General features: G+C 46.0%; 15 protein-coding genes. 11 read left to right on the top strand and 4 right to left on the bottom strand.

Annotated elements, in window-relative coordinates:
- Positions 1–284 precede the first annotated feature (284 nt).
- The 4 genes from KSMBR1_RS08380 to KSMBR1_RS08365 are packed head-to-tail and all read left to right on the top strand — an operon-like array spanning position 285 to position 6,241.
- Positions 285–1,442 carry an efflux RND transporter periplasmic adaptor subunit gene (locus KSMBR1_RS08380; protein WP_099324908.1) on the top strand — a complete coding sequence of 386 codons (1,158 nt, stop codon included), beginning with the start codon at positions 285–287 and terminating at the stop codon, positions 1,440–1,442.
- Complete coding sequence (locus tag KSMBR1_RS08375) at positions 1,435–4,530, top strand: efflux RND transporter permease subunit (RefSeq protein ID WP_099324907.1); 3,096 nt, start codon at positions 1,435–1,437, stop codon at positions 4,528–4,530. The genes KSMBR1_RS08380 and KSMBR1_RS08375 overlap by 8 nt, the downstream gene beginning before the upstream one ends.
- Positions 4,527–6,008 carry an efflux transporter outer membrane subunit gene (locus KSMBR1_RS08370; RefSeq protein WP_099324906.1) on the top strand — a complete coding sequence of 494 codons (1,482 nt, stop codon included), beginning with the start codon at positions 4,527–4,529 and terminating at the stop codon, positions 6,006–6,008. The genes KSMBR1_RS08375 and KSMBR1_RS08370 overlap by 4 nt, the downstream gene beginning before the upstream one ends.
- Positions 6,005–6,241: a sodium/glutamate symporter gene (locus tag KSMBR1_RS08365; RefSeq protein ID WP_099324905.1), complete on the top strand. Its 237-nt coding sequence runs from the start codon at positions 6,005–6,007 to the stop codon at positions 6,239–6,241. Before KSMBR1_RS08370 ends, KSMBR1_RS08365 begins: the two co-directional genes overlap by 4 nt.
- A gap of 179 nt (positions 6,242–6,420) precedes the next feature.
- Here KSMBR1_RS08365 and KSMBR1_RS20935 read toward each other — a convergent pair whose 3' ends face one another.
- Together KSMBR1_RS20935 and KSMBR1_RS23340 are read right to left on the bottom strand one after the other, a co-directional pair.
- Positions 6,421–6,597 carry a hypothetical protein gene (locus KSMBR1_RS20935; protein ID WP_157820481.1) on the bottom strand — a complete coding sequence of 59 codons (177 nt, stop codon included), beginning with the start codon at positions 6,595–6,597 and terminating at the stop codon, positions 6,421–6,423.
- The gene (locus tag KSMBR1_RS23340; protein ID WP_261341706.1) at positions 6,518–6,859 is read right to left on the bottom strand and encodes a DUF1837 domain-containing protein; all 342 of its coding nucleotides are present in this window, start codon (positions 6,857–6,859) and stop codon (positions 6,518–6,520) included. Before KSMBR1_RS23340 ends, KSMBR1_RS20935 begins: the two co-directional genes overlap by 80 nt.
- Positions 6,860–7,201: 342 nt before the next feature.
- On the opposite strand from KSMBR1_RS23340, the gene KSMBR1_RS08350 reads away from it, so the two are divergent.
- A complete protein-coding gene (locus KSMBR1_RS08350; protein ID WP_157820480.1) occupies positions 7,202–7,984 on the top strand; it encodes a hypothetical protein in 783 nt (260 codons plus the stop codon).
- A 718-nt stretch (positions 7,985–8,702) separates the two neighbouring features.
- On the opposite strand, the gene KSMBR1_RS08345 is transcribed toward KSMBR1_RS08350, so the two are convergent.
- A complete protein-coding gene (locus KSMBR1_RS08345) occupies positions 8,703–9,116 on the bottom strand; it encodes a hypothetical protein (protein WP_099324901.1) in 414 nt (137 codons plus the stop codon).
- 419 nt (positions 9,117–9,535) lie between these two features.
- Here KSMBR1_RS08345 and KSMBR1_RS08340 point away from each other — a divergent pair, with 419 nt between their 5' ends.
- The 5 genes from KSMBR1_RS08340 to KSMBR1_RS08320 all read left to right on the top strand — a co-directional run bounded on the left by KSMBR1_RS08340 (position 9,536) and on the right by KSMBR1_RS08320 (position 20,964).
- A complete protein-coding gene (locus tag KSMBR1_RS08340; RefSeq protein ID WP_420886561.1) occupies positions 9,536–11,191 on the top strand; it encodes an IS1634 family transposase in 1,656 nt (551 codons plus the stop codon).
- A gap of 238 nt (positions 11,192–11,429) precedes the next feature.
- The gene (locus tag KSMBR1_RS08335) at positions 11,430–16,160 is read left to right on the top strand and encodes a DUF7948 domain-containing protein (RefSeq protein WP_099324899.1); all 4,731 of its coding nucleotides are present in this window, start codon (positions 11,430–11,432) and stop codon (positions 16,158–16,160) included.
- Between the two features lie 683 nt (positions 16,161–16,843).
- A complete protein-coding gene (mqnE, locus tag KSMBR1_RS08330; protein WP_099324898.1) occupies positions 16,844–17,965 on the top strand; it encodes an aminofutalosine synthase MqnE in 1,122 nt (373 codons plus the stop codon).
- Positions 17,966–18,104: 139 nt separating this feature from the next.
- Complete coding sequence (locus KSMBR1_RS08325; protein ID WP_099324897.1) at positions 18,105–20,030, top strand: NAD(P)/FAD-dependent oxidoreductase; 1,926 nt, start codon at positions 18,105–18,107, stop codon at positions 20,028–20,030.
- A gap of 166 nt (positions 20,031–20,196) precedes the next feature.
- On the top strand, positions 20,197–20,964 hold the full coding sequence (locus tag KSMBR1_RS08320) for an MBL fold metallo-hydrolase (protein WP_099324896.1): 768 nt from the start codon (positions 20,197–20,199) through the stop codon (positions 20,962–20,964).
- A 116-nt stretch (positions 20,965–21,080) separates the two neighbouring features.
- On the opposite strand, the gene KSMBR1_RS08315 is transcribed toward KSMBR1_RS08320, so the two are convergent.
- Positions 21,081–22,034 (bottom strand): cytochrome-c peroxidase, encoded by a 954-nt coding sequence (locus tag KSMBR1_RS08315; protein WP_099327017.1) that lies wholly within the window; start codon positions 22,032–22,034, stop codon positions 21,081–21,083.
- A gap of 383 nt (positions 22,035–22,417) precedes the next feature.
- Between KSMBR1_RS08315 and KSMBR1_RS08310 the strand changes: the two genes are divergently transcribed.
- Positions 22,418–23,968 (top strand): sensor domain-containing diguanylate cyclase, encoded by a 1,551-nt coding sequence (locus KSMBR1_RS08310; protein WP_099324895.1) that lies wholly within the window; start codon positions 22,418–22,420, stop codon positions 23,966–23,968.
- Positions 23,969–24,494 lie beyond the last annotated feature (526 nt).

The following is a 24,494-nucleotide window of genomic DNA, read 5'->3' as shown; positions in this document are numbered from 1 at the left end:
CTATTGTCGCTAATCCTGGCCGCTGCATTAGCGCACAGGTGCAAGTTAATATCTGGTTTGTTATAAGTATCGTTTAAAGTGTATTGGTTCCTGACCTGACACTTCAGCTTTGGCATGGAGGGGCCGGCCGAACTTGCAGCTTATTATTATGACCGGAAACTGACAGAAAAACCCGATAAGCCAATAATCAATGCGCTGGATTTTATTAAGAGAGCCTTTAAATGTGCATTAATATAAAGTTGGGGTAGGCCAATAACTTATTTTAACCGCCAGACTATAAAAATATGATAATAAACCCCTCCATAGAATTCAGCTTACCGGTTATTTTATTCAGTATCATTTTTCTCTCAGGCTGCGGAACAGACGTCAAGCCACTGGCTGAGACGACACCGCGTGTTAAATACTTTGAGGTTGGTGAACAGGCAACCGGACAGTCCAGGCGTATTTCGGGCAAATTGATAGCGGCTGATACGTCGGTACTCAGCTTCAGTGTTAGCGGTACTATAGAGCAGGTATTGGTCAGCAGAGGAGATACGGTTCTACAAGGCCAGGTATTAGCCGTGCTGGATATGGAACCGCTACGACTCGCCGTGGAACAAGCACGGGCGCAGCTCAATATCGCGCGGGCAAAGGTTACGGAAACCAAGCAAATTTATGACCGTACCGTAACGCTGTTTAACAAACGTGCATCGTCACAGGCTGAAGTCGACACCGCAACTGCAAATCACGCAGCGGCACGTGGCAATTTAAAGGCTGCCCAGAGTGACCTTGATCGCAAGCAGCGCGATCTTTCAAATGCCGAATTAACCGCACCCTTTGCAGGCACGATTGCCGAACGGAATATTGATCCTTTCCAGGAAACAACGGTTGGTCAGGGTGCCTTTTTACTGCAATCCTCTGATGCCCTGGAAGTCGATGTCCGCATCCCTGAAACGATGATTCGCGATATTGATTATGGTCAGCGAGTCCAGGTCACCTTCCCAACAATCCAGGGCACAAGCTTAACTGGCGTTGTAAGTGAAATCGGCTCGCGAGTTGGAGCAGGTAATGCCTTTCCCGTAAAGATCCAATTATCCGCATCGCAAACCAAATTACTTCCTGGCATGACAGCCAGTGTCACCTTTAACTTCAACGAGTATCTTGAGGGTAGTACCGTGTATTTGATACCTCTTGCAGCGATTGCTATAGAATTTAGCATGCTCAGGCAAGCGAAAGAGAGTAGTTCGCAGGTGCCTCAAAAGACAGCACCGGTATTTGTGATTGACGATAACTACCGGCTGCAAGTCAGGGATGTGGTCATCGGTGACCTGCGAGGAAATCAACTGGAAGTTTATGAAGGCCTTGAAGCGGGTGAGAAGACTGTCAGCGCAGGCGTCACCTTTCTGCATGAAAATATGAAGGTTGAACTGTGGACGCCTGAACAGGGTTTAACGGATGGATAAACTTACACGGTTCACGATTAGTCATGCCAGGTTTTCGTGCTTGTTGATTGTCGCGATTTTGCTTGGTGGGCTTGCTATTTTCGTTTCCCAGCCCCGGCAGGAAGATCCCGAAATCACCTTGCGCAGCGCACAGGTGATCACCTCTTTTCCAGGTTTATCGCCCGAACGAATAGAACAGCTCATCACGAGTCCTATTGAAGACAAAATCAAGGAGTTGTCTGAAATCGACAAAATTAAGTCCGTCTCAATGACGGGCCTATCAATTGTTACGCCAGAAGCCCATGCCCGTTACCACGATATGGACACGATTTGGACTGACCTGCGCAATAAGATGAATGATCTGCGTGATAGCTTGCCAGAGGGTACCCAGGGCCTAACCGTTAATGACGATTACGGCCGTGTTGCGGTGGTCACACTGGCACTGACTGGAGCCGACTATTCCATGGCCGAACTCAACGAGGTCGCTAAAGATATTAAAGATAGCTTGAGTAGCCTGCCACTGGTAGCGCGTGTCGACCTGTATGGGGTTCAGGACGAACGTATCTGGTTAGAGTTTGATGCACATTTTATGGCTCAGTTTAAGTTAACTCCGACCGCCATTGTGACCGCATTGCGGGCACAAAATATTGTGTTGCCCGGCGGAACGGTTAATGCCGCCGGACAGACGGTGGTCATTGAACCCTCCGGTGACTTTCGCTCAGTGGATGAAATTCGTAATTTAGCCATTGAAACGGATGACGGCGAATTAGTCTATCTGCGTGATCTGGCAACTGTCCGGCGGGGCTATGTGGATCCTCCCAAAGCCCCGGCTTTCTATAATAACCAGCCGGCGATTGTGTTGGGCGTATCTATGATGACTGCCTCTAATGTGGTTGAGCTGGGCAAACAGGTTAATGCCCGGCTAGGCACCCTTAAGCCCAAGTTGCCTGTTGGCATGCAGTTGGACGTTGCGATTTTCCAACCTGATCTGGTAGAAGCGTCGGTGAATGACGCCACCAACAATCTACTGCAGACCATGGTTGTGGTATTGGTCGTGGTGATGCTGTTTCTAGGTTGGCGTATCGGTTTAATTGTTGGCACTATGGTGCCTCTGACCATGATGGCAACCTTGATAGGTATGTACATATGGGATATCGAGTTACACAGGGTATCGATCGCCGCCATCATTGTTGCTCTGGGCTTGCTGGTGGATAACGGTGTCGTTATAGCCGAAGATATTCGTCAGCGCATGGATAATGGAGTGGAGCGGCTTGAGGCTGCACTCGCAACACCCAAAATCCTGGCCATCCCGCTGCTTACCAGCTCCCTTACCACCGTAATTGCATTTCTTCCATTGGTATTAATCGATGATACTACGGGCGAATTTCTGCGTTCATTAGGCCAGGTATTAGCCATTGCCCTGCTATCTTCCTGGGTATTAGCCATTACCGTCATTCCTGCATTTTGTTACTGGTTTTTGCCTGTCTCGACAAATACTAATTCGAAAAATACCGGTTCCACAAACAATAGCGCCAACACCTATAAGGCTCCAGTTTACAAGTTCTATCGCCAGCTACTTGGCATCCTACTTAAATGGCGGGTTGCGTTCATTGTTTTGATGATTATTTGCCTGTTTGCTTCGAGTCAGGTTTTTAAGTTTGTTAAACAGCGATCGCTGGGGCCGTCAGAGCGTAACCAGTTTACTGTCTATATTGATTTGCCCGCCGAAGCCGATATCAGTGAAACACTGATTGCCAGCCACAAATTAGCGGCCTATTTGAACGATAAGGGAAAGAACCCGGAAGTCACCGGTATTTTGACTTATGTGGGTTCCGGTGGACCCCGATTTTTTCTGGCTTTAAGCCCCAATGATGCGCAACCCAACAAGGCCTTTCTTGTGGTTAACACTCAAACCAGTGATCAAATAGCCAGGGTTATGCAGCGTGTTGAGGAGTTTATTAAGCAAGATTTGCCGCAGGCCAATGGCAGAGCGGATATCCTGTTTCTCGGTCACGGAGCGCTTGGCTCCGTCGAAATACGTGTGCGGGGCCCCAATGCGGATGTGTTGCGAGCGCTGGGAGCGCAGGTGAAAGACGCCTTTTACAGTGTGCCCGGTGCTCAAACAATCCGCAGTGACTGGGAAAACCCGGTGTTTAAATTGGTGGTAGATATTGACCAGGAACGGGCCAGGCGTGCCGGCGTAACAAGCGAAGCGATCGCGCGCACTTTATCCGCCTCCTTTGATGGCTATCAGATCACCAGTTATCGTGAGGACGACAAAGTCATACCGGTAACTATTCGTGCGCAGTCAGATGATCGCGGTAATCTGGATCGCTTGAGAACCGTCGAGATATTATCTGACGCTGGTGTTCCTGTACCGCTATTACAAATAGCGGACTTCAAAGGCGTCGTCGAGGCCAGCCGGATTCGCCGCTATAACCAGCAACGCGCCCTCACTATCGCTGGCAAACACCCGCGTTTAACGGCGATCGAACTCTACGCCGCGATGCAAGAAGGATTGAATGCCATCGAGGTGCCAAGCGGTTATACGTTAGAGCTGGAAGGTGAAATCAAAGGCGCTCAGGAATCTAACAGTAAGCTATTTGGCTACGCTCCCCATGCCCTCTTCCTGATTATGCTGTTGCTGGTGTTGCAATTTAACTCTTTCCGCCGCTCTGCCATTATCCTGCTCACCATACCCCTGGTTATTATCGGTGCCAATTTTGGTTTGATGATATTTAGCGCCTTCTTCGACTTTACCGCTATGTTGGGCCTGTTTAGCTTGGCGGGAATTATTGTTAACAATGGTATTGTCATGATCGATCGAATTGATCAGGCACGAGACGAGGGTTTGGTGGTTGATGCAGCCGTAACCATAGCGGCACTAGCCCGTGCACGGCCCATCATCATGACCACCATTACCACTATTGCGGGACTATTACCGTTGGCATTATTTGGTGGCGAGTTCTGGTATGGCATGGCCATTGTCATTATGTGCGGTCTTGGAATGGGTACTATTCTGACCCTGGGTTTCGTGCCTGTTTTATACAGCTTAATGTTTCGTTACAAGGACGCAGCACCGGCCACCGCAACGGAACACGCGATATGATTGATTACCTTATGAATAACAATCGATTTAGGTGTCGACCCAAGTGCAGACCCAGGTGCCGATTTGCAGGGCTATTATTATTTACTTTGCTGGCCAGTTGCACCACGGTAGGCCCCGATTATAAAAAACCTGATAGAGCATCACCTGAAGCGTGGGTCGGTCAACTTGAAGGCGGTTTGACCCAGCAACAACTCGATCCGGAGACACTCTCGCAATGGTGGAAATCCCTGGGGGACCCTGTACTTAGTGGTTTTGTGGAAAGGGCAATAGCTGCCAACCTTGATCTCAGAACAGCGGAAGCACAATTGTGCCAAGCCAGAGCCCAAAGGGGCATCATTGGCAGCACTCGCTTTCCAACGATAGATGCCGAAGGCTTTGCGATTCGTACTGGAAGCAGTGAGAACACCGGCGCGGGTTCAACCTCTGAACTTTATTCTTCCTCCTTTGATGCCGCTTGGGAGCTGGACATTTTTGGTGGCCGGCACCGTGCTCTTGAGGCCGCCGAAGCTGACTTTCAAGCGGCCCAGGAAGCGCGACGTGATGTGCTGGTTTCGGTGTTAGCAGAAGTGGCTGTTAACTATATTGAGTTGCGCACTTTTCAGGCCCAGTACGCTGTTGCCAAGCAAAACTTATTGGTACAACTTGATACGTTAGAAATTGTACAGGCACAATTCGATGCTGGTGCGGTGTTGGAGCTTGATCTTGAGCGTGCGGTATCAAATGCAGAAACTACACGCTCCGAACTACCCCGTCTAAACCAGGCTATTACTCAAGCCAAAAATCGTCTCGCCGTATTGATTGGTCAGACCCCCGGCACAGTTGATAAAGAGTTAGACGGGTTGCGGCTGATGTCCACGCCCAGCGTACAAATTGCAGTTGGTGTGCCGGCTGAAACATTGCGCAGACGGCCTGATGTGCGCCGTGCCGAGCGTCAGCTTGCCGCAGAAACGGCACGGATTGGCGTTGCCACAGCCGTGCTTTATCCGAAATTCACCTTAGCTGGCACGATCGGCCTCGAGTCTTTATCTCCGTCAAACCTCATTGCAAGTGATAGCAGAACCTGGGGTATTGGCCCGAGTGTGCAATGGAATATTTTTGATGGCGGTCGTACCCGGCAAAAAATTGCAGTGCAAAATGCACTGCAAGAACAGGCGATGGTACAATACGAAGCCAGTATTCTCAATGCGCTGGAAGAAGTAGAAAATGCGATTACCGCGTTTACCCAGGAGCAACTTCGTTATCGCTCGCTAGTGGAGTCGGCTGCAGCAGCTGAACGAGCAGCAAATATTGCCCAGACGCGCTATGAAGCGGGAGCAAGCAATTTTCTAACGGTTCTCGATACGCAACGAACCCTGCTGAGCACCCAGAATCGACAAGCTGCCAGCCAGGGAGCGATTATGTCCAATCTGGTTCGCTTATATAAATCGTTGGGGGGAGGCTGGACTCCTGAGCAACCCATCAATGGGAAAACGGAATGATATCTATTGAGGTTCCTGATTTTATCGCTCATACGATGGGCATTGTAGTTTTCTTTGTTGGCGTACACATCAATCGAAAATTCACTATTTTACGCGACTTTAATATTCCTGAGACAGTGACGGACGGACTGTTCGCTGCCGTCATCGTGTTTTTAATTGGTCTCTTTGCTGACATAGAGATCAATTACCAACTGAAAACTCGTGACTCGCTGCTGGTTTATTTTTCAGGCTGACCTGGATAAATTGAGTTGTCTAGCGTGAGTTTATCTCAAAAGAAGAGAAGTAGCAATGTAACATAAATACAATCAATGCGTTAAGCACAATATCAATTGTATACACTGAGTCCTTGAAGTTTCAGTCGATGTTTGTGGAAATCCATAATACCTAACGTATTCATCAACTCTTACAATTTTTAGTTAGCCTTAACTCTCCCTCTGGCCTTTGTTTCTTCAAGTATCACAGAAAGCCTTATATTATTAAGGGTGTCTAACAGGGTATCTAACGTTCCATTAAATTGCGCGTGCACTTTTGCCTGATGCCACACAATCGCCGCCATTAGGTATCCGAGGACGCAAATAAAAAAATGCACCCTGATTTTCTGATCCGTCCAGTGAAATTACGGTTTTAAAGCGATAGATTTTTTTAGGACATTCAACCGGCAAGCGAATCGCATCTGAACCTTTGGCATAATCGTTTGATGAAAGTTTTATTTCCAGTTTAGTCGAAATTTCTGGTGCTTGCAGATGTGCTTCGAGAAAGCATAACAAAAGCAATACACCCGCTTCGCCATCATTCTGGTTATAATCCCTGAATTTCGAAGCTGCTTTTGCATAAAGCCCGTAACTATTCAGCGTAATTTATTAAACTACCGGAGATCAGAACGCAATTGCACTGGAAACTTTGTTTCCAATGAGGGTCAGACTTGACAAATTGCAAACTGTCTTAACCCTGTGATTTTATTCCCTATCTATCAGCAAACAGGCGAGAAACCGGAGTTTCTCGAACAAACGCATTCCCAAACAGATACTACACTATGTTCATTACAAGGTTTGGGAACGAGCCGTGTATCGTTTACGCTGAACAGTTACTAAAGCCCTCCGTTTTTGGAAGAGGAAAGTGGGTTTTGTTTTCGATATATTGTAAAAGATTATATAAGGTATTGGGCATTTTTCAAAAAATAGGTGCGATAAAAAATGAAAAAAGAAATCATGGAACGAATATGTTTTAACTGTAACGTTTTTTTCCCTGCAAGTATGGATGGAAATACAGAATATGGCATCTGCCTGAATGATAAAGAATTTGAACCATTTATAGATGAATTACTGGAGAACTTCAATTATTCTTCTTGCCAAAATTTAGTCGATACAAAAAAATTTTCGGGGGAACGTAATGGTTGTGAAGATTATGAGGAAATGGAATTTATAGAAATGGATAACACGAGCGGATTGAGTAATGAGCTAAAACGTTTATCTGAAACCGGTGAACTTGATTTTGAAGCACTTAAGGAATGGTTGTTATATGAACAGGTAAAGAACATTAACTGGGCAACTATGCCGGTAGATAGATATGTCCGCCAATTGCAAAGTCCTTTAGAAAAAGACCGGAATGCGGGTATATCCAGTCTTGGCGGGATGATTTCCTTAGGAAATAAAGAGGCGTTTATGGAATTACTAAAATATTTCAGCAAATTACCTCCTACCAAAACGTTGGAGGAGGTTTATTTGAAAAAGGAAGTTTTAAGACATTTAGTACGTGATGATATGAAATCGCAAATACTTCCCTACATTATTAACGAATTGTACAATACACCCTCAAACAATACCACTCGTCAATGGATAACAGCAATTTTTGAATTTTTATCCCATTCTCCAAAAGATAAAATCCGTGAGCCTTTGGAAAAAATGTTAAAAGATAAAAGGTTTTCATACAGACTTAAGGAAAAAATGAAAAATATTTTATATGGTAATTCTTTATAGTATTTTTGGTATGAGAGGAAAGGCGATACTTTACCCTATAGAAATCCGTACATGTATGATAATAATTCGGGGCATGTACTGAAATTATACTTGATGTAAAAGTGGGTGTGAATAATTTTGTTTGCAGGAGGAGATAATGGTATTGATAAGGGCGTTTTTAGTGAGTTTGACAGGTATGTTGCTCTGCGCTATTTTCAATGTTTTTGCCGGATGAGCGCCGGTAAAAGGTGTAGAAAAGGGGGAAAGCGAATTGGTTGTGCTTATGGCTGAAATAGAAGGAATTATAAGGTTCCGGAACGGCTTTCCACCTACTTTTCTATTGAAGAAATAGAAAAAGAACGGAAAATTTACGGTGACGCAAGCGCTAATCTTACAGCGCTCTGCAAGACCGCTACAACAAAATTTGCCCGGACGGACGACGATAAATATTACGAAATTAATTTTGCAATACTGGCAGCATCTGAAAATATAGACGGTATATTTAGGGATAAGGGAGAGTCTGTTACGTTGGAAGATGTATTATGGCAAGTCGGCCGATTGCGACAGACCTGCGCCGACTGCCATAAACACCTGGATGTAAAGATTGGAACCGGTAAGTATGGTAAACAGTAAAATATCCGAGACACTTGAAACGTGCAATGAATAACGAATAAGGAGTTTCGGATTAGTGCTTATGGGACATTGCCCGCTAAAAATACTAATTGCCCACCTTACGCAACTACACGGCTTTCGAATCCCCGTTGCCGCTGCCGTTGATTGCTGACGTCTGTATAATGCCACCGGCAAAGACAGGCACGCCAATTAAAACGCCGAGGATAACGCCTACGAATTCATCCACCATATCAACGGTTATGCTGCCGAAGGACACAAAAATCCTGTTATTGCCTTCTTTTGCTTTTAAATCCTGATGTTTAAGACCAGAAGAACATACGCCTCTTTTACGAAATTTTTTTATTATTTTCCGATCCTGAACCCATGCGTTTATGCGTGTAATGGGGCATGGGAAAGTGTTAAAGAATGCCAAGCCATACAGAACAGAGCCGTCAAAATCGAGAGGACTTGTTAATGAGATTAAACAGGAATTTATAATAGGGGTAAAGGGATTTACCTGAATATTAATCAATTCCAACATAATCTTTGTAATTAAAACCGTTAAATGCATAATCGTTTAGGGACGAAACACATAAAATTGTCAATAGATTAGGTTTGACCCCCTACTTTCTCCCAGCTATTCAGATAGTACTATGCCCTTCTGTACTTCTATCTCCTGTCTTCTAACTTCTGTCTTCCTTGTAGATTCAAAACAGATAACAATCTAAAATTCATAATTTGTCATTTCAATATTGTGTAGGGGAGAAGCATTTGCTATAGTGGGCACGAATACATTTAAACCCAATTATGCAACGGATGTTCACCCCTGCCAAAACGCATAAGTGCTTAATACATAGTTTGTTAAGGCTGTATTTTTAATAAATATGTAGTCACTAATATATTGTTATTATCCGACAATATACTTGACTGATAATGGTTGTTATCTGTACAATGGTGGACATGCATATTGTAGAGAACAAGTCAAAATCCGGTAAAAAAATCTATCGATCTACCCTTCTGCGGGAATCGTACCGTGAGGATGGGAAGGTCAAGAAACGCACCATTGCGAATCTGTCGAATTGCACTCCCCTGGAGATTGAAGCGATAAGACTTGCACTCGCACATAAAGACGATCTCTGTGCATTGGGCGCATTGTCAGAATCGGTGAAACTCCATGAGGGTTTGTCTGTGGGAGCAGCGTGGAGCGTGTACCAAGTGGCAAAGGAATTAGGGATAGAAGAGGCATTGGGAAAGGACTTTGAAGGAAAGCTGGCGCTTTGGCAAGTAATGGCAAGGGTAATAGGCCGGGGGTCAAGACTGTCTGCAGTAAGGCTGGCGCAGATACATGCTGCGGGTGACGTCCTGGATATGAAGCGTGGGTTTGACGAGAACAATCTGTACGATAATTTGTCATGGTTGTCAGAGAATCAGGCAAAGATAGAGCGAAAGCTGTTTGAGTTAAGACGAGGAGGCAATAAGCCGAAGTTGTTTTTGTATGACGTGACGAGCAGTTATTTAGAGGGGAAGTCGAATCATTTTGGTGAGTACGGGTATAATCGTGACGGCAAAAAGAGGAAAAAACAGATAGTGATCGGTATGCTTTGTGATGAATCCGGGGAGCCGGTATCAACAGAAGTATTTAGGGGCAACACCCAGGATCCGAAGACCTTTGAATCTCAGGTAAAGAAGGTATTAGAGCGGTTTGGATGCAAAGATGTAACGATTGTAGGAGATCGTGGGATGATCAAGACGGTGCAAATCGAAAGTTTACCGGAAGGGTTTCATTACATAACGGCGATAACTAAGCCGCAGATAGAGTCGTTGATAAATAAAGGGATACTGCAATTAGGATTGTTCGAAGAAAAGCTCTGCGAGATAAAGGATGATGAGGTTCGATATATTCTGAGGCGCAATCCGGTAAGGGCGGAAGAGATGTCAAAGACCCGTGTATCAAAATTACAGAGTATAGAGAAATACATCGTGAAGAAGAACAGTTATCTGAAGGAACATCCTAAGTCGTCAGTATCGAAGGCCCTGGAAACAACAAGGGAAAGGCTAACGAGATTGAAACTTGATGGGTGGGTGCAGATAAAAGAAGAGGATAGGACGCTAAAGATAGAGAGAGCTGAGGAAGCATTAAAGGAGGCATCATACCTTGATGGTTGTTACGCAATCAAGACTGATCTTGAGGAGAACGAGGCGGATACCAATCTGGTACATGAACGATACAAGGATTTAACGGAAGTGGAGAAGGCGTTTCGGGACTGTAAGACGGTGAATTTGGAGGTTCGTCCGGTGTATGTAAGAAAGGAGGATAGTACACGGGGACATGTGTTTGTGGTAATGCTTGCGTACATGATAATTCGAAGGCTGCGCAGAGCGTGGAAGAATTTTGACTTGACGGTAGAGGAAGGTCTCGCACAATTGACGACCATTTGTTCGATGGAAGTAACAATCAAAGGCCAAAAAGCTAGTTGCCAGAAGATCCCGCGTCCGCGGCAACAATCACATGAATTATTAGAGGCATTACAGATAAAGTTGCCAGAAGTATTGCCAAGCCGGAACATACGGGTAGTCACTAGAAAAAAGCTTGCTGTTCGGCGTAAAAGTCAATAAATATAAGGCTTTTACGGCACTTTTGTTTTTTGACTTGGGGTGAACATCCGATGCAAAGGCTTTACCCTGATTTACTGAAAAAAGATAAAATTGTTTATGGTGAATGTTATTTATTTGAATGGTATGAATGTGAGCCACAGAGATTTCGCAGCTACGCAGCCATTCAAATAGTACGATGCCTTCTGTACTTCTGGCTTCTGTCTTCTGACTTCTGTTAAATTATCGAAAGGAGTGTATTATGTGTAGGATAGTACGCTTGTGGCGTACAGTGATTTTTATTGCTTTGGCTGTAGGGATTTATACAGATATCGGGCATGGAATGGAGGATGCCGTATCGGCTGCCTATGAATGGGATATCGGAGTACACAGCGACCCGGTATTCACGATAAACGGACGCGCCGTAAATGTTCCAGCAGAGCCATGCAGGTCGGGCGAGCGCACCCAACAATCCGGTTCAAACATTTTAAATGACTTGAACGGCTTAAACGCTCTATTCACCCCCGAAGACGTCAGCGGCACATCGGAACCTGGCGAGGCGGTACGCACCTCCGTGCAGGAATCTTACGGTAAATTGCCCCTCTATTTCATACAGAATGACGGGCAGGTGGATGCGCGGGTACAGTATTATGAAAAAGGCAGCGGACAGGGCATGTTCTTTACCAAAAAAGGGATATATCTCTCGCTGACACGCGGCAAAAAAACGGAATCCGTAAATCCTCAATCTGCAATCCCTAGCCCACAGCCGCAGGAGCACATACGGCTATTTCCCCTTGGCGCAAACAAAGACCCCGGGATCGTTGCGGAGGATATGCAGGAATGCAAGATCAATTACTTTGTAGGCAGCCCTGAGAAGTGGCGTACCAATATCCCCACCTTTGGCGCGGTTGTGTACAAAAATATTTACGACGGCGTCGATATGCGGTTTTACGGCAACAACCGTCAGATGGAATATGACGTCATCGTGAAGCCCGGAGTCAGTCCGTCCCGTGTTCAGTTGTGTTATGAAGGGATAGAAGACTTACGCATCAGGGAAGACGGCGACATGGAAATCATCCTTAAAGAAGGCAGCATCATCCATAAAAAACCGTATATTTATCAGATAATCGACGGAGAAAAGAGAGAGATTGAAGGTTCGTTCAGGATACTGAACAGGGTATGTGGTTTGGATGAATCCAGTCCTGCGACGGCCGAATGGACGGGGCGCACCCAACCGGGACATCAGGTGGAGGTGATTCACCGCAAAGACGCAAAGGGTGCAGAGCCTGTACCAAACCTGACCACGCCCAAAGCTCCTCCCCCTAACCCCCTCCAAAGGGGGACAGATCCTCGTCCGGTTCTTGCGCAGTGCCTTGCTTTACCGGGCACCCTCCAACGGGTGGCGGATATATATTTCCCGTTGGTGGGGGTGAAGGCGCTTGCAGAGCCGCAGGATACGCTATTGGTTGAAATATGTCCCCCGCTGGCGGGGGTGAAGGGGGTGGAAGGAACGGATACTTGCGCCACCATAGCTAAGGTTTTAAAGGGTATAAACAACGGGGATCAGGTTACAAACCTGATCCCGCCCGAACCATCCAAGAGTGTACATCCCGAAAGACGCCATCATAAATTCGTCTACGGCTTTACCGTTGCCTCATACGAAAAATCCTCCTCCCTCGTCATAGATCCCATCCTCGAATACTCCACCTACCTGGGGGGGGACGATACTGATCGTGGCTATGGCATCGCCGTGGATAGTTCCGGGTATGCGTATGTTACCGGGTTTACCACATCCGCCAATTTTCCCGTCGTGGGGACATCAACGGCCAAGAAAGCTAATGAAGATGTCTTTGTCACCAAACTTGGCACGGAGACGCCCCTTGCGCTTATCTACTCCACCTATATTGGGGGAAACGGTGCTGATTATGGTATTGGAATCGCAGTGGACGGCTCCGCCTCTGCGTATATCACCGGGTATACCTCATCCAGTAACTTTCCCCGCGCGGGGACATCAACGGCCAAAAAAACCAATTATGATGCCTTTGTTACAAAGCTTGGCGCATCGGGCGACAGCCTCGAATACTCCACCTACATTGGGGGAAGTGGCAGTGATTATGGACAAGGAATTGCCGTGGATAGCTCTGGCGCTGCGTATGTCGTCGGATATACCACATCCACCAATTTTCCCCGTGTGGGGACAACGACAGGCCATGCAGGAGGGACAGACGATGTCTTTGTTACCAAACTTGGCACGGAGACGCCCCTTGCGCTTATCTACTCCACATACATCGGGGGAACCGGTAGTGAACTTGGACGAGGAATAGCCTTAGATGACTCCGGCTCTGCGTATGTCAGCGGGTATACCACATCCGCCAATTTTCCCGTCGTGGGGACAACGACAGGTCATGCAGGGGGGACATACGATGCCTTTGTCACTAAACTTGGCACGGAGACGCCCCTTGCGCTTATCTACTCCACCTATATTGGGGGAGACGGCGATGATCTGGCAATAGGAATCGCGGTAGATGGCTCTGGCTCTGCGTATATCAGCGGGCATACTACATCCGCCAATTTTCCCGTCGTGGGGACAACGACAGGCCATGCAGGAGGGATATACGATGCCTTTGTCACCAAACTTGGCACAGAGACGCCCCTTGCGCTTGTCTATTCCACCTGCATCGGGGGAAGTGGTAATGATTATTGTGGACTAGAAATTGACGTTGATGGTTCCGGCTCTGCGTATATCATCGGGTATACCACATCCACTAATTTTCCCGTTGTGGGAACAACGACAAGCCATGCAGAAGGTACAGAAGACGCCTTTGTTATTAAACTTGGCACGGGGGTGCCCATTTCGATTCTCTACTCTACCTACATTGGTGGAAGTGGTAGTGATGTTGCCCTTGGAATTGCCGTGGATGGTACCGACTCTGCATACATAGCAGGGTATACCGGCTCCAGCAACTTCCCGATCGTGGGGACGTCGACGGCTAAAAAATCTGGTGATGACGCCTTTGTTACCAAGCTCCTCTTCACACCACTGGTGATAACCGGCTCTGCCACCAGTGTAACGACAAGCTCCGTCACGCTCTCTGCAACGGTAAGCACGATAGGGTTGCCTACCACAGCCCTGTTCAGCTATGGCGTCTCAAGCGGCGTGTACACCGGCACGTCAACCACCCAGTCCGTAACCGGTGAAAATACGGCAGTGAGCATCAGCATAAGCGACCTGTCCGCGGCCACAACCTATTATTACCGCAGTGCGGCAAATAGCAGCGCAGGCACCTCAACCGGCAGCGAACAGTCCTTTACCACGTCAAGCTCAGGCGGGGGAGGCGGAGGCGGCGGGGAGCCGAAGGCAGCGACGCTTTCCATCAACTCAACCAATCCGTTAGACAACGCGGTAAATGTACCCGTTGATGCCGCCATATCCGCAACCTTTTCCATGCTCATCAACGGCTCTACGGTGAATACGGATAGTTTTTATGTGACCAATCCTGACGGAAATAAGATAGATGGCTTTGCAAGTACCGATTCCTATGACGTCATATTTACACCCACAGACGCTCTTTCTTACGATACTACCTATACGGCATTCGCCACTACGCAAATCCAGGCGGCAAACTGGGCGGGAACAACAATAGAATCGAACCATTCATGGAGTTTCACCACAGAATCCTCCCCGATAGTACCCACACCGACCCCGGCCGCAGCAGCGGCGTCGCCCACACTCACGGTTTTATTAACGCCGACCCCCACAATCACACCACAGCCCTCGTCAACCCCGACGGTATCGCAGGACGTTATGACACTGAGCAAGGATGTGGCGTATCTCTCCGGTGATACGGTGATTGTCACGGTAGCGGACGGCGACAGAAACACCGATGCAAGGGCAGAGGATATACTCACCACTGCCATAAAGGTTTCGGGCGATAACTATTATATCGGAAGCGACCTCCTGCTGGATTTAAACGAAGACGGCGCTGACAGCGGCACATTTATAGCGACCATAAAGACAGGTACTACCACGAGCGGAGAGGCAAGTGCAACGGCGCGGTCAAATATCGGTACGGTAAAAACCGTGCAGGACGGTGCGATTACGGTGGCGTATAATCCGCCTTCCGCCGTATCAGTCACAAAGAAACTCTCTTTCAGTAATTTTGACGCAACGCTTGCATTCAGCCGTTCTGCATATCTTCTCGGGGAATATGCGGAAATCACCCTCAATAATGCGGAGTCGAACGCAGACCATAAAGAGGCGGAAACGCTTTTAGAAAAAGTTTATGTGCAGACCTCTCGGCTTAATATTGCAGGGGTAAGTATGGCGGAGATGGGCACCGATACGGGTATATTCATGGGTTCAATACAGATAAGCGCCGATTCCACACTCGACTATGAACACATACAGGCGGCAGACGGAGATACCCTGACGGCGAGTTTTTATGACGAGACAACCATTACCGGGTTCCCGCAATTGATGACGGGTACCTGTTCAGTAGTGGCTCTGCCTGTGCCAACGGAGTCCCCCGCCTTCACACCGGCAACACCAGTTCCCTCACCGTCAATTACCCCTGTAGCAACTGTACCCGTTCCTACACCTACACCTACACCTACACCTACACCTACACCTACACCTACACCTTCTTCTTCACCCGCCCCCGGGGTGCCTGGCAATGCGGAGAAAATAGCGGTATCGCCGGACTCACTATTTCTGGAAAAGGGTGAGGAAGGGCAGGTGACGGTAATGGTTACTGATGTGGATGGCTTCGGTATTGAAGGGGTCAAGGTAAAGAGAAAAGTAACCACGAGTAACAATAAAAAAATAAAGGTGAAGCCTTCAAACCAGAATACAGACGCAGAGGGCAAGGCGGTATTTACCATAACAGCAAAGAAGGATAAATGCAACCTGAAGGATAATTGCAATGCAAAGGTGAACTTTAAGGCAAAGGGGGTGAAGGAAAAGGCCGGAGTGACTGTTTGGCTGGTGGAATAGGCGTAAGGCTGTTAACGGTTGATTAGTTGAATCCAGAACCATAACCGGACGTATGTTGGTCAACCCTGACAGGGTTTTTTTTGTGGGTTCAGGCTTGCAAGCCAATGTCATTAAGTTAAGCAAACGGCCGCAAAAGTCCCCCTTAATAAAGGCGGAAAAAGGGTATTGTTTTTGATTAAATAATTCATAGCACCTTAGTTATTTGAAAAATCCAAGGGGACATAAAAAGCAATGTAGCCTCTTTAGGGGCGGTCTGTTTGTAGCGCAATAAAATTCAACAGGTAAATAGCTCCGTAGGAGCGGCCTGTATATGATTGACAGGAAGACAGGCTGCTCCTGATTATAGAGACAGGTTTCAAACCTGTCTCTACGATCTGTTATGGTATCCTATCTACTTAATGACATTGGCTTGCAACCTGAACCCGCAAATGTAGTTTCCAGCGCCAGTACGTTTCCAGGTAGCGGCAAGACACACCTTGCCGCTACCTGTTACTGTTTTTGAGAAAAAAAACGGGTATGTACGCATAAAACGACTTGGAATTGGCAATCAAACGGAAGCGGTCTGTTTGGCACAAGATTCAGGTAACAATCTTCAATCTACAAAAACTTACAAAAAAAGAGGTTTTTGCAGAGCAATACTATAGTCCTTGATTTAAAAGTACATTTCTGATATTTTTTCAATAATGGAACGGCTTTTAAAACAATCTTCTATTTATGACATTCTTCAAAAGGCGGAACAGCAGAAACGTTTAGGATTTGAAGACGGCGTGCGGCTTTTCAAATCGAATGATCTCCTTCATATAGGTCTTGTTGCCAACAGCATCCGGGAGTGGAAGAACGGCAACACGGCATACTATATCATTAACCGCCATATCAATTATTCCAACATTTGCAAGAACCAGTGCAAGTTTTGTGCGTTTAGCAAAAAACAGGAAGACCCCAACGGATATGCCATGGACATGCTGGAAATCATGGACAAGGCCGCTGCTGCTTCGCTGGAGGGAGCAACGGAATTCCACATCGTGGGCGGTTTACACCCTGAACTTCCCTTTGATTTTTATGTCGAAATGCTGAATGCAATTCACGAAAAACATCCTGATATTCACATACAGGCATTTACTGCCGTAGAGATTGAACACCTGTCACAAATAGCAGGGCTTTCCGTAACGGATACCCTGAAAAAACTGAAAGAGGCTGGGCTGGGTTCTCTTCCCGGCGGAGGCGCAGAGGTGTTCTCTCCGCATGTTCGGGAAAAACTCTGTCCGGAAAAGATCAGCGGGGAAAGATGGCTTCAGGTAATGAGAGAAGCCCACAATCTAGGCCTCAGAAGCAATGCCACTATGCTGTATGGCCATGTGGAAACACCGGAAGACAGAATCAATCATCTCATAAAACTTAGGGAATTGCAGGATGAAACAGGCGGGTTTATGTCTTTTATTCCGCTTGCATTCCACCCCAAAAACACTGAATTGTCTTTTTATGCAAACACGACTGCTATGCTTGATCTAAAGGTAATTGCCATCAGCCGTCTGATGCTTGACAATTTTGACCACCTCAAGGCGTTCTGGATCATGCTGGGCATCAAACTTTCCCAGATTTCCCTCAGTTTCGGGGTGGACGATATTGACGGCACCGTGCAGGAGGAAAAGATTACCCATGCCGCGGGAGCTAATACTCCTGAAGCACTTTCCGTAACTGAAATTATTCGATTGATCAGGGAGGCTGGGCGTGAACCTGTTGAAAGGGACACCCTCTACAATCCCGTGACAGGAAAATCCCGGGATGCAGTATTGCAGGGGGTTTGAGTTTCTGAAGCCAATAGTCAGTTGGCAATCCACAGTCTGCAATATTAAATCTGAAATTTGCCGGCTGCCGATTGCCGACTGACTATTGGCACGTATATCACAGTTTTTCTCTCACCTATTTTTGGAGACCGTATTACAAATGACAGCATTTCCCAATCTTTTCAGCCACTTTCGCATTGGTTCCCTGAATATCAGGAATCGTATTGTGATGTCTCCTATGGAGACGCATCTCTGCAATGCGGAAGGTTTTGTCACTAAAGAACTCATCAATTATTACAGAGAACGCGCCCTTGGCGGCGCAGGATATATTACGGTGGAAAACACTGCTGTTGACCCTGCAGGCAGGGTCAATGACGGCATGATGTGCATTTACAATGATACGTTCATTCCTGAATTAAAAAACCTTGTTGATGCCGTTCATGCGGTAGAAGGGAAGATCGTACTTCAGTTAAGCCATGCGGGCAGAGAAGCACTTCCGTATTTTACCGGAACGGGAACAGTTGCCCCTTCGGCTATACCCAGTCCTTTAACAAAGGAAATGCCGAAGGAATTGACCATCGACGAGATTAAAGCGATTATCAATGCCTTTGCCTGCGGTGCGGAACGGGCGTTAAAAGCCGGGTTTGACGGCGTAGAAATTCACATGGCGCACGGGTATCTTGTGAATCAGTTTTTCTCGGCTGAGTCCAATACACGAACGGACGATTATGGAGGCGACACCTCGCGAAGGGCACGGTTCGGGAGAGAAATTGTTGAAGAGATAAGAAAAAAGGTTCCGGCGGATTACCCTGTTATTTGCCGGATCAGCGCGGATGAGTATACCGAAACAGGACTGAAGCTGGAAGAGAGCAAAGAAATTGCAAAGATACTGGAAAGGGCGGGGGCTAGCGCCATTCATGTATCAGCGTGTAATTATGCATCGGCCTTTTTTAACATACCCTGCTATTATCTGGAGGAAGGATGTTTCATTCACCTCGCGGAAGGGATTAAGGCAATTGTAAACATGCCTGTGTTGTCCGTGGGAAGGATTCAGGATCCCGCAATGGCGGAAGAAGTGCTGAAAGAAAACAAGGCAGATCTTATTGTTCTGGGACGTTCGCTTATTGCCGACCCCTGTTGGCCGAATAAGGTAAAAGAAGGAAATCTTGATGATATACAGGTGTGCTTAAGCTGCAACAGATGTATCGAAAGCATCTCGGATAAAAAACTCATTTGTACGGTAAACCCCTATATTGGAAAAGACGAACGCTTTCATTTGCAACAAACCACAAAACCAAAAAAGGTGTTGATTGTCGGTGGAGGCCCTGCGGGTATGTCTGCGGCCATAACACTGGCGGGCAGAGGGCACGACGTCTCGTTGTGGGAAAAAAGCGGCGAACTCGGAGGTAATTTGCGCTATGCTTCCATGCCTCCGAAAAAGGAACCTGTAAAGAAGTATCTCCGGTATATAACAAAACAAGTAGAAAAGAATAATATCCCGGTAGCGCTAAACAAAGAAGCAAACGAGGATAACATTAAACAATTTGCGGCTGACGTAGTAGTCCTTGCGATGGGAGCCAAAGACGTTCCTGTCGAAATAAATGGTATGCAGGAAAACGGCGCATTAACCGTCAAGCAGGCGTTTTCCTCTCCGGACACTATTGGCAATAACGTAGCAATTATCGGTGGCGCCGCAGAAGGATGCGAATTAGCTGACTTTCTTTCTTCGCGGGGAAAGAAGGTTTCCGTTATTGAAATGAGGCGTGTTCTGGGGCTTGGACTGGTTGCACACCCCAGGTTTCATGTATGCGAACGCCTGAGAAAACAAAGGGCCACGCTTATTGTAAATGCGAAAGTGACTGAAATAGGGAGCGATTACATTGTCATAAGCCGCAGGAGGCAGCCTGACGAAAAGATTGAGGGGTTTGACACGATAGTCATTCCCACACTGCATCAGCACAACACGGAGCTTGAACCAATGCTTCAATCCTTCGTTCCTGAAGTATATACCATTGGCGATGCAAAAGAAGGCAGAACAGCCCTTGAGGCAATTGCTGAGGGGGTTGAAATAGGGTTAAAGATATAGCAATAGTACACCCACCCGGAAATCCCATCCAGAAAGGGACTGGGGGCATAGATTTAAAAGTGGAAAACAGTCGGCAATCTGCAATTTGCCGATTGCCGACTTTCGAGGTAAGTTTTTATTAGTGGTTAAATTCTTTTTGGTTGATGTACAGCGATAATTTTTAAAAATGGAATTGACCATCATCGGCTCTGGCACAGGAGCACCTTCAAAAACAAGGGCATATCCGTGTACTTTGATAAAAGTAAAAGACAAACACCTTGTATTTGACACAGGCCCAGGTTCATTACGCCAGTTGCTTCTTGCCGGCGTTACGTATGCGGATGTTGATTATATCTACTATTCGCACTTCCATCCCGACCACTCCCTGGATCTCGTCTCCTTCCTTTTCGCCATGAAATATGATTCTCCTGTGAGGACAAAACCTCTTTACATTACAGGCCCCTGTGGTTTGCACAAGTTCCATCAGGGATTAGTTTCTGTTTATGGCAACACGATTACTCCAAAGACATTTGACCTCCATCTGGAAGAAATAGAGAGGGGCGTACTCACTTATGACGGATGGAAAATTACTGCAGAACCCGTGCGGCATTCATCACAAAGCATCGGTTACAGGATAGAATCTTCTGCGGGCAGGACAATTGCTTATTCCGGAGATACTGATTACTGTGAAGGCATAATTCTTCTGGCAAAAAATACCGATCTGTTCGTTCTCGAATGCTCTTTTCCCGATGATAAAAAAACTGAAGGGCATCTTACTCCCCATCTGTGCGCTCAAATCGCACAAAAAGCGCAATGCAAAAAGCTGATACTCACACATTTCTACCCCGTTTGCAGTGAAGCTATAAAAAATAACGCAAACCTGCTTGCCGAACTCAAAATTATTTATGATGGAGAGATAGTTATTGCAGAAGATTTTGACAGGTTTGAAATATAAAATGACCGCATATTGCAGGGCAAAATAATTTCATATCAAAAAAAACCTTTTCTCCACGAAGAAAACAGCGCCCCCGTATAATAAAGGAAAACCTCCGTGACAACCAACGCAGAAAATTAATTCCGGTTTGGCTGCGGGGTGTTCACATTCGAAGGCGGCAAAACGGGATAAATAATTTCAGGCCGGTCTCCGGTCAGGGTTTTTAGAAATGCGACAATCTTGTTTGTCTCATCCTCGGTAAGTTTTATTCCAAGCTGATATGCTGCCATTACCTGTACCGCTTCTGCCAGTCTCCATGTGCTGGCATCGTGGAAATAGGGGGCAGTGAGTTCAATGTTTCTTAGCAGTGGAACCTTGAATACGTATTTATCTTCAACTGCCTTTGTTACATTATACCGTCCAAGCGTCCCGGTGTCTTTTTCATAGGGCTTTGCGATACCAAACTTTTGAAAGGAACCGCCGCCAACACCAACTCCGTTATGACAAACGATACAACCTTTTTCCTTAAAGAGGGCATACCCTTCTTCCTCTGTTTTGGAAATCCTGTCATACCCCCTTAACCACAAATCAAACCTTGCATTGGGAGTGGTTAACGTTTCTTCAAATGCAGCGATGGCGTCTGCAACAGTATCAATGGTAATGCCCTCCTCACCGTAAACCTCTTTAAACCACTTCACGTATTCCGGTATTGATTGCAGTACCTCTACCGCAAGGTCGTGACTGGAAGCCATTTCCATAGGATTTGCTATGGGACCCTTTGCCTGTTCCTTCAAATCCCTGGCACGCCCGTCCCAGAATTGCGCCAGATTAAATTTTGAGTTCAGTACAGTCGGTGAGTTTATGGATCCCGACATCCATTTGTGTCCGATAGAAGTTGGGAGGTTATCCGCTCCGCCGGTTGAAAGGTTGTGGCAGGAATTGCAGGTAATCCATCCGGATTTGGACAATCGAGGTTCAAAAAATAATCTTTTCCCCAAATCAGTCTTTGCCCTGTTGTTGTCAAAATTAATTGGAATAGGCTTGATAGGTTCTTTTGATCGGTCTGATTTTATATCTCTTCCAAAAGCCATATCAATCAACCCACCGGCAGAAGCAAATGGCAGTATTGCGGCGCTGATAACTACAAAAGACAACAGATAACCCATTACGGCAAATTTAACAATTTTCATATGTCCTCCTTATTTAAATTGTAATGCGAAAGCGGTTTTAAAAAGTACTATTCATTTGTAAGAACGCATACAGGTCACACAATATTTTCCCACACGTTTAATACTATTTATTACAAAATGAATGTCAACAATATTTAGCATAACACGTTGATTTTTTGTCATTCGAATTTCGAATTTTGTTGCACTCAAAGGCTGCGCTATAGATTTTTTGTATCCTCTCCTGTATAATATGCCTCAAAAGAATAGGCATTTTTAAACGGCCCTTTTTGAAAAAGGATTCCTCAATGGCAAATAGAGAAGTTTTGAAAACTGTGCTCGATTCACCCTCTTTACCTACGTTGCCCACCGTTGCATCAAAACTTATCTCGATTACGTCGAACCCGGAAACAAGTATGGCAGAAATAGCTCATTTGATTTCGAAAGACATCGCCATCTCGGCTAAAATATTAAAAATTGCCAATTCTTCCTTTTACAGTTTTTCTAGTAAAATCAGCACAGTTCATCAGGCTGTGTCGAATATCGGAAAAAATGCGATACGAAGCCTCGTCCTCTCTGTTTCATTTCTTACCATCAAAACCAATTACAAAAATGAAGTCTTTGATTACGAAAAACATTGGCAAAAATCACTTTCTGCTGCAGTTGCTGCAAAACTTATTATGGCAGAAATAGATAAAACAGACCCTGAAGAAATATTTATTGCCGCACTCCTGCAGGATATCGGAGGATTAATTCTTGCACGAGCCTTTCCACAACAATATGAACAAACACTGATAGCGCTCACCGATGACAAAAGAGATATCATAGAAATTGAACGGCGAATTATCGGTGCGGACCATGCACTTATTGGGTACGAAGTCACACGAAATTGGGGGTTCCCGGCGGAATTGCTCGTCCCTATACAATTTCATCACAACCCTGAAAGTTACAAAGAAGGCAATAACAAACTCAGAACTGCTACAAATGTAGTTTACTTATCGGGGATGATTACCAATATACTGTTTTCCAATAAGCCGCAGGACTACCATCAGCAGTTTTTAGAAAAATCCGGAAAAATGCTTGGCTTCGATAATACGGTTATTAACAGGATACTCAGAAAGGTACATACGGAAATAGCGGAAGTTGCCAGTTTTTTTGATTTCCAGATACAGAATCCAAAACCCGTCGAGGAAATCCTGCAGGAAGCCAACATTGCGTTAAGCCTTATTAATCTGTCATACGAACAGATGAACAAGGAACTCATTGCCGCCAAGATGGAACTGCAGAAGCTGGCTAATGACCTGGAAGAAAAAAATAAACGGCTAGAAAAACTTGCCAATATAGATGGACTGACTGATGTGTACAACCATCGGTACTTTCAAAATTTTCTTGAAACGGAAATCCGCAGGTCACTGCGCAAGAAAACATCTGTGAGCCTGGTACTCTTTGATGTTGATCACTTTAAAAAATTTAATGATAGCTACGGACATCCGGCGGGCGATTTTATATTAAAAGAATTGTGCAAACTGGTTAAAAAAAACCTCCGTGATTACGATCTTATTGCCCGGTACGGCGGCGAAGAATTCATTCTTGTTTTGGTAGAAACGGCAGCGGAAGATGCCGCAGAGATTACTGAAAAATTACGCGAGGTCATTGCCTCTCATATCTTTATTGATGATATTAACGAATACAAGGTAACAGCAAGTTTTGGAGTGGCAACAATGAGTCCTGCTAAGGATGAATTTAAACAAGGTGATTTTATTGACTTTGCGGACAAGGCCCTATACGAGTCAAAGAAAAAAGGCCGCAACAAAATTACCGCATATACCCATAAAAAGAGGTGGTTTGGGAAGGGTTAGTACAAACCGGTGGGTTGGGGCATACGTGTTAAGTTAAGGAATCAACAATCACCGGTAAATCCTTATGTGTGTTGCATCTGCCATGTCCCCCGCTGGCGGGGGTGCAGGGGGTGGAAGGGACTTCTCCATCGCTTCAAATACCCTTTATTTTGGATACGAATTTTCACCTTCTTACCTGATGTTGAGTCACCAATCATTGCATAGTGAGCTACGGTTTAAAAATACTTATGGATATGCAGATTATGCGCCTACCAAAATTCATGCTTCTGCCAGTCCACCCCCTTGATCCCCCGCCAGCGGGGGACAGTAGCCAGCCACATCTCTAAAAGTTTCATACCATTGTGGGCCACAAGCAGGTACGGATAAACGTAGAGACGACCTGCCATGGTGTTTCTTCAGTCCATGCTACCCCAAAGAATCGCTTAACTTAACACGTATGGGGGTTGGGGGGGTAAGGCGACACGTTTTGCCTCCATTAGAATGGTTTGAAATTCCTGTACGTTAAATTATGCCTTCGGTTACTTTT

This window comes from Candidatus Kuenenia stuttgartiensis (genome assembly GCF_900232105.1).
In the GTDB taxonomy this organism is placed as follows: domain Bacteria; phylum Planctomycetota; class Brocadiia; order Brocadiales; family Brocadiaceae; genus Kuenenia; species Kuenenia stuttgartiensis_A.
The sequence above is the reverse complement of the archived record's forward strand: the minus strand, read 5'-3'. Positions and strand labels throughout refer to the sequence as shown.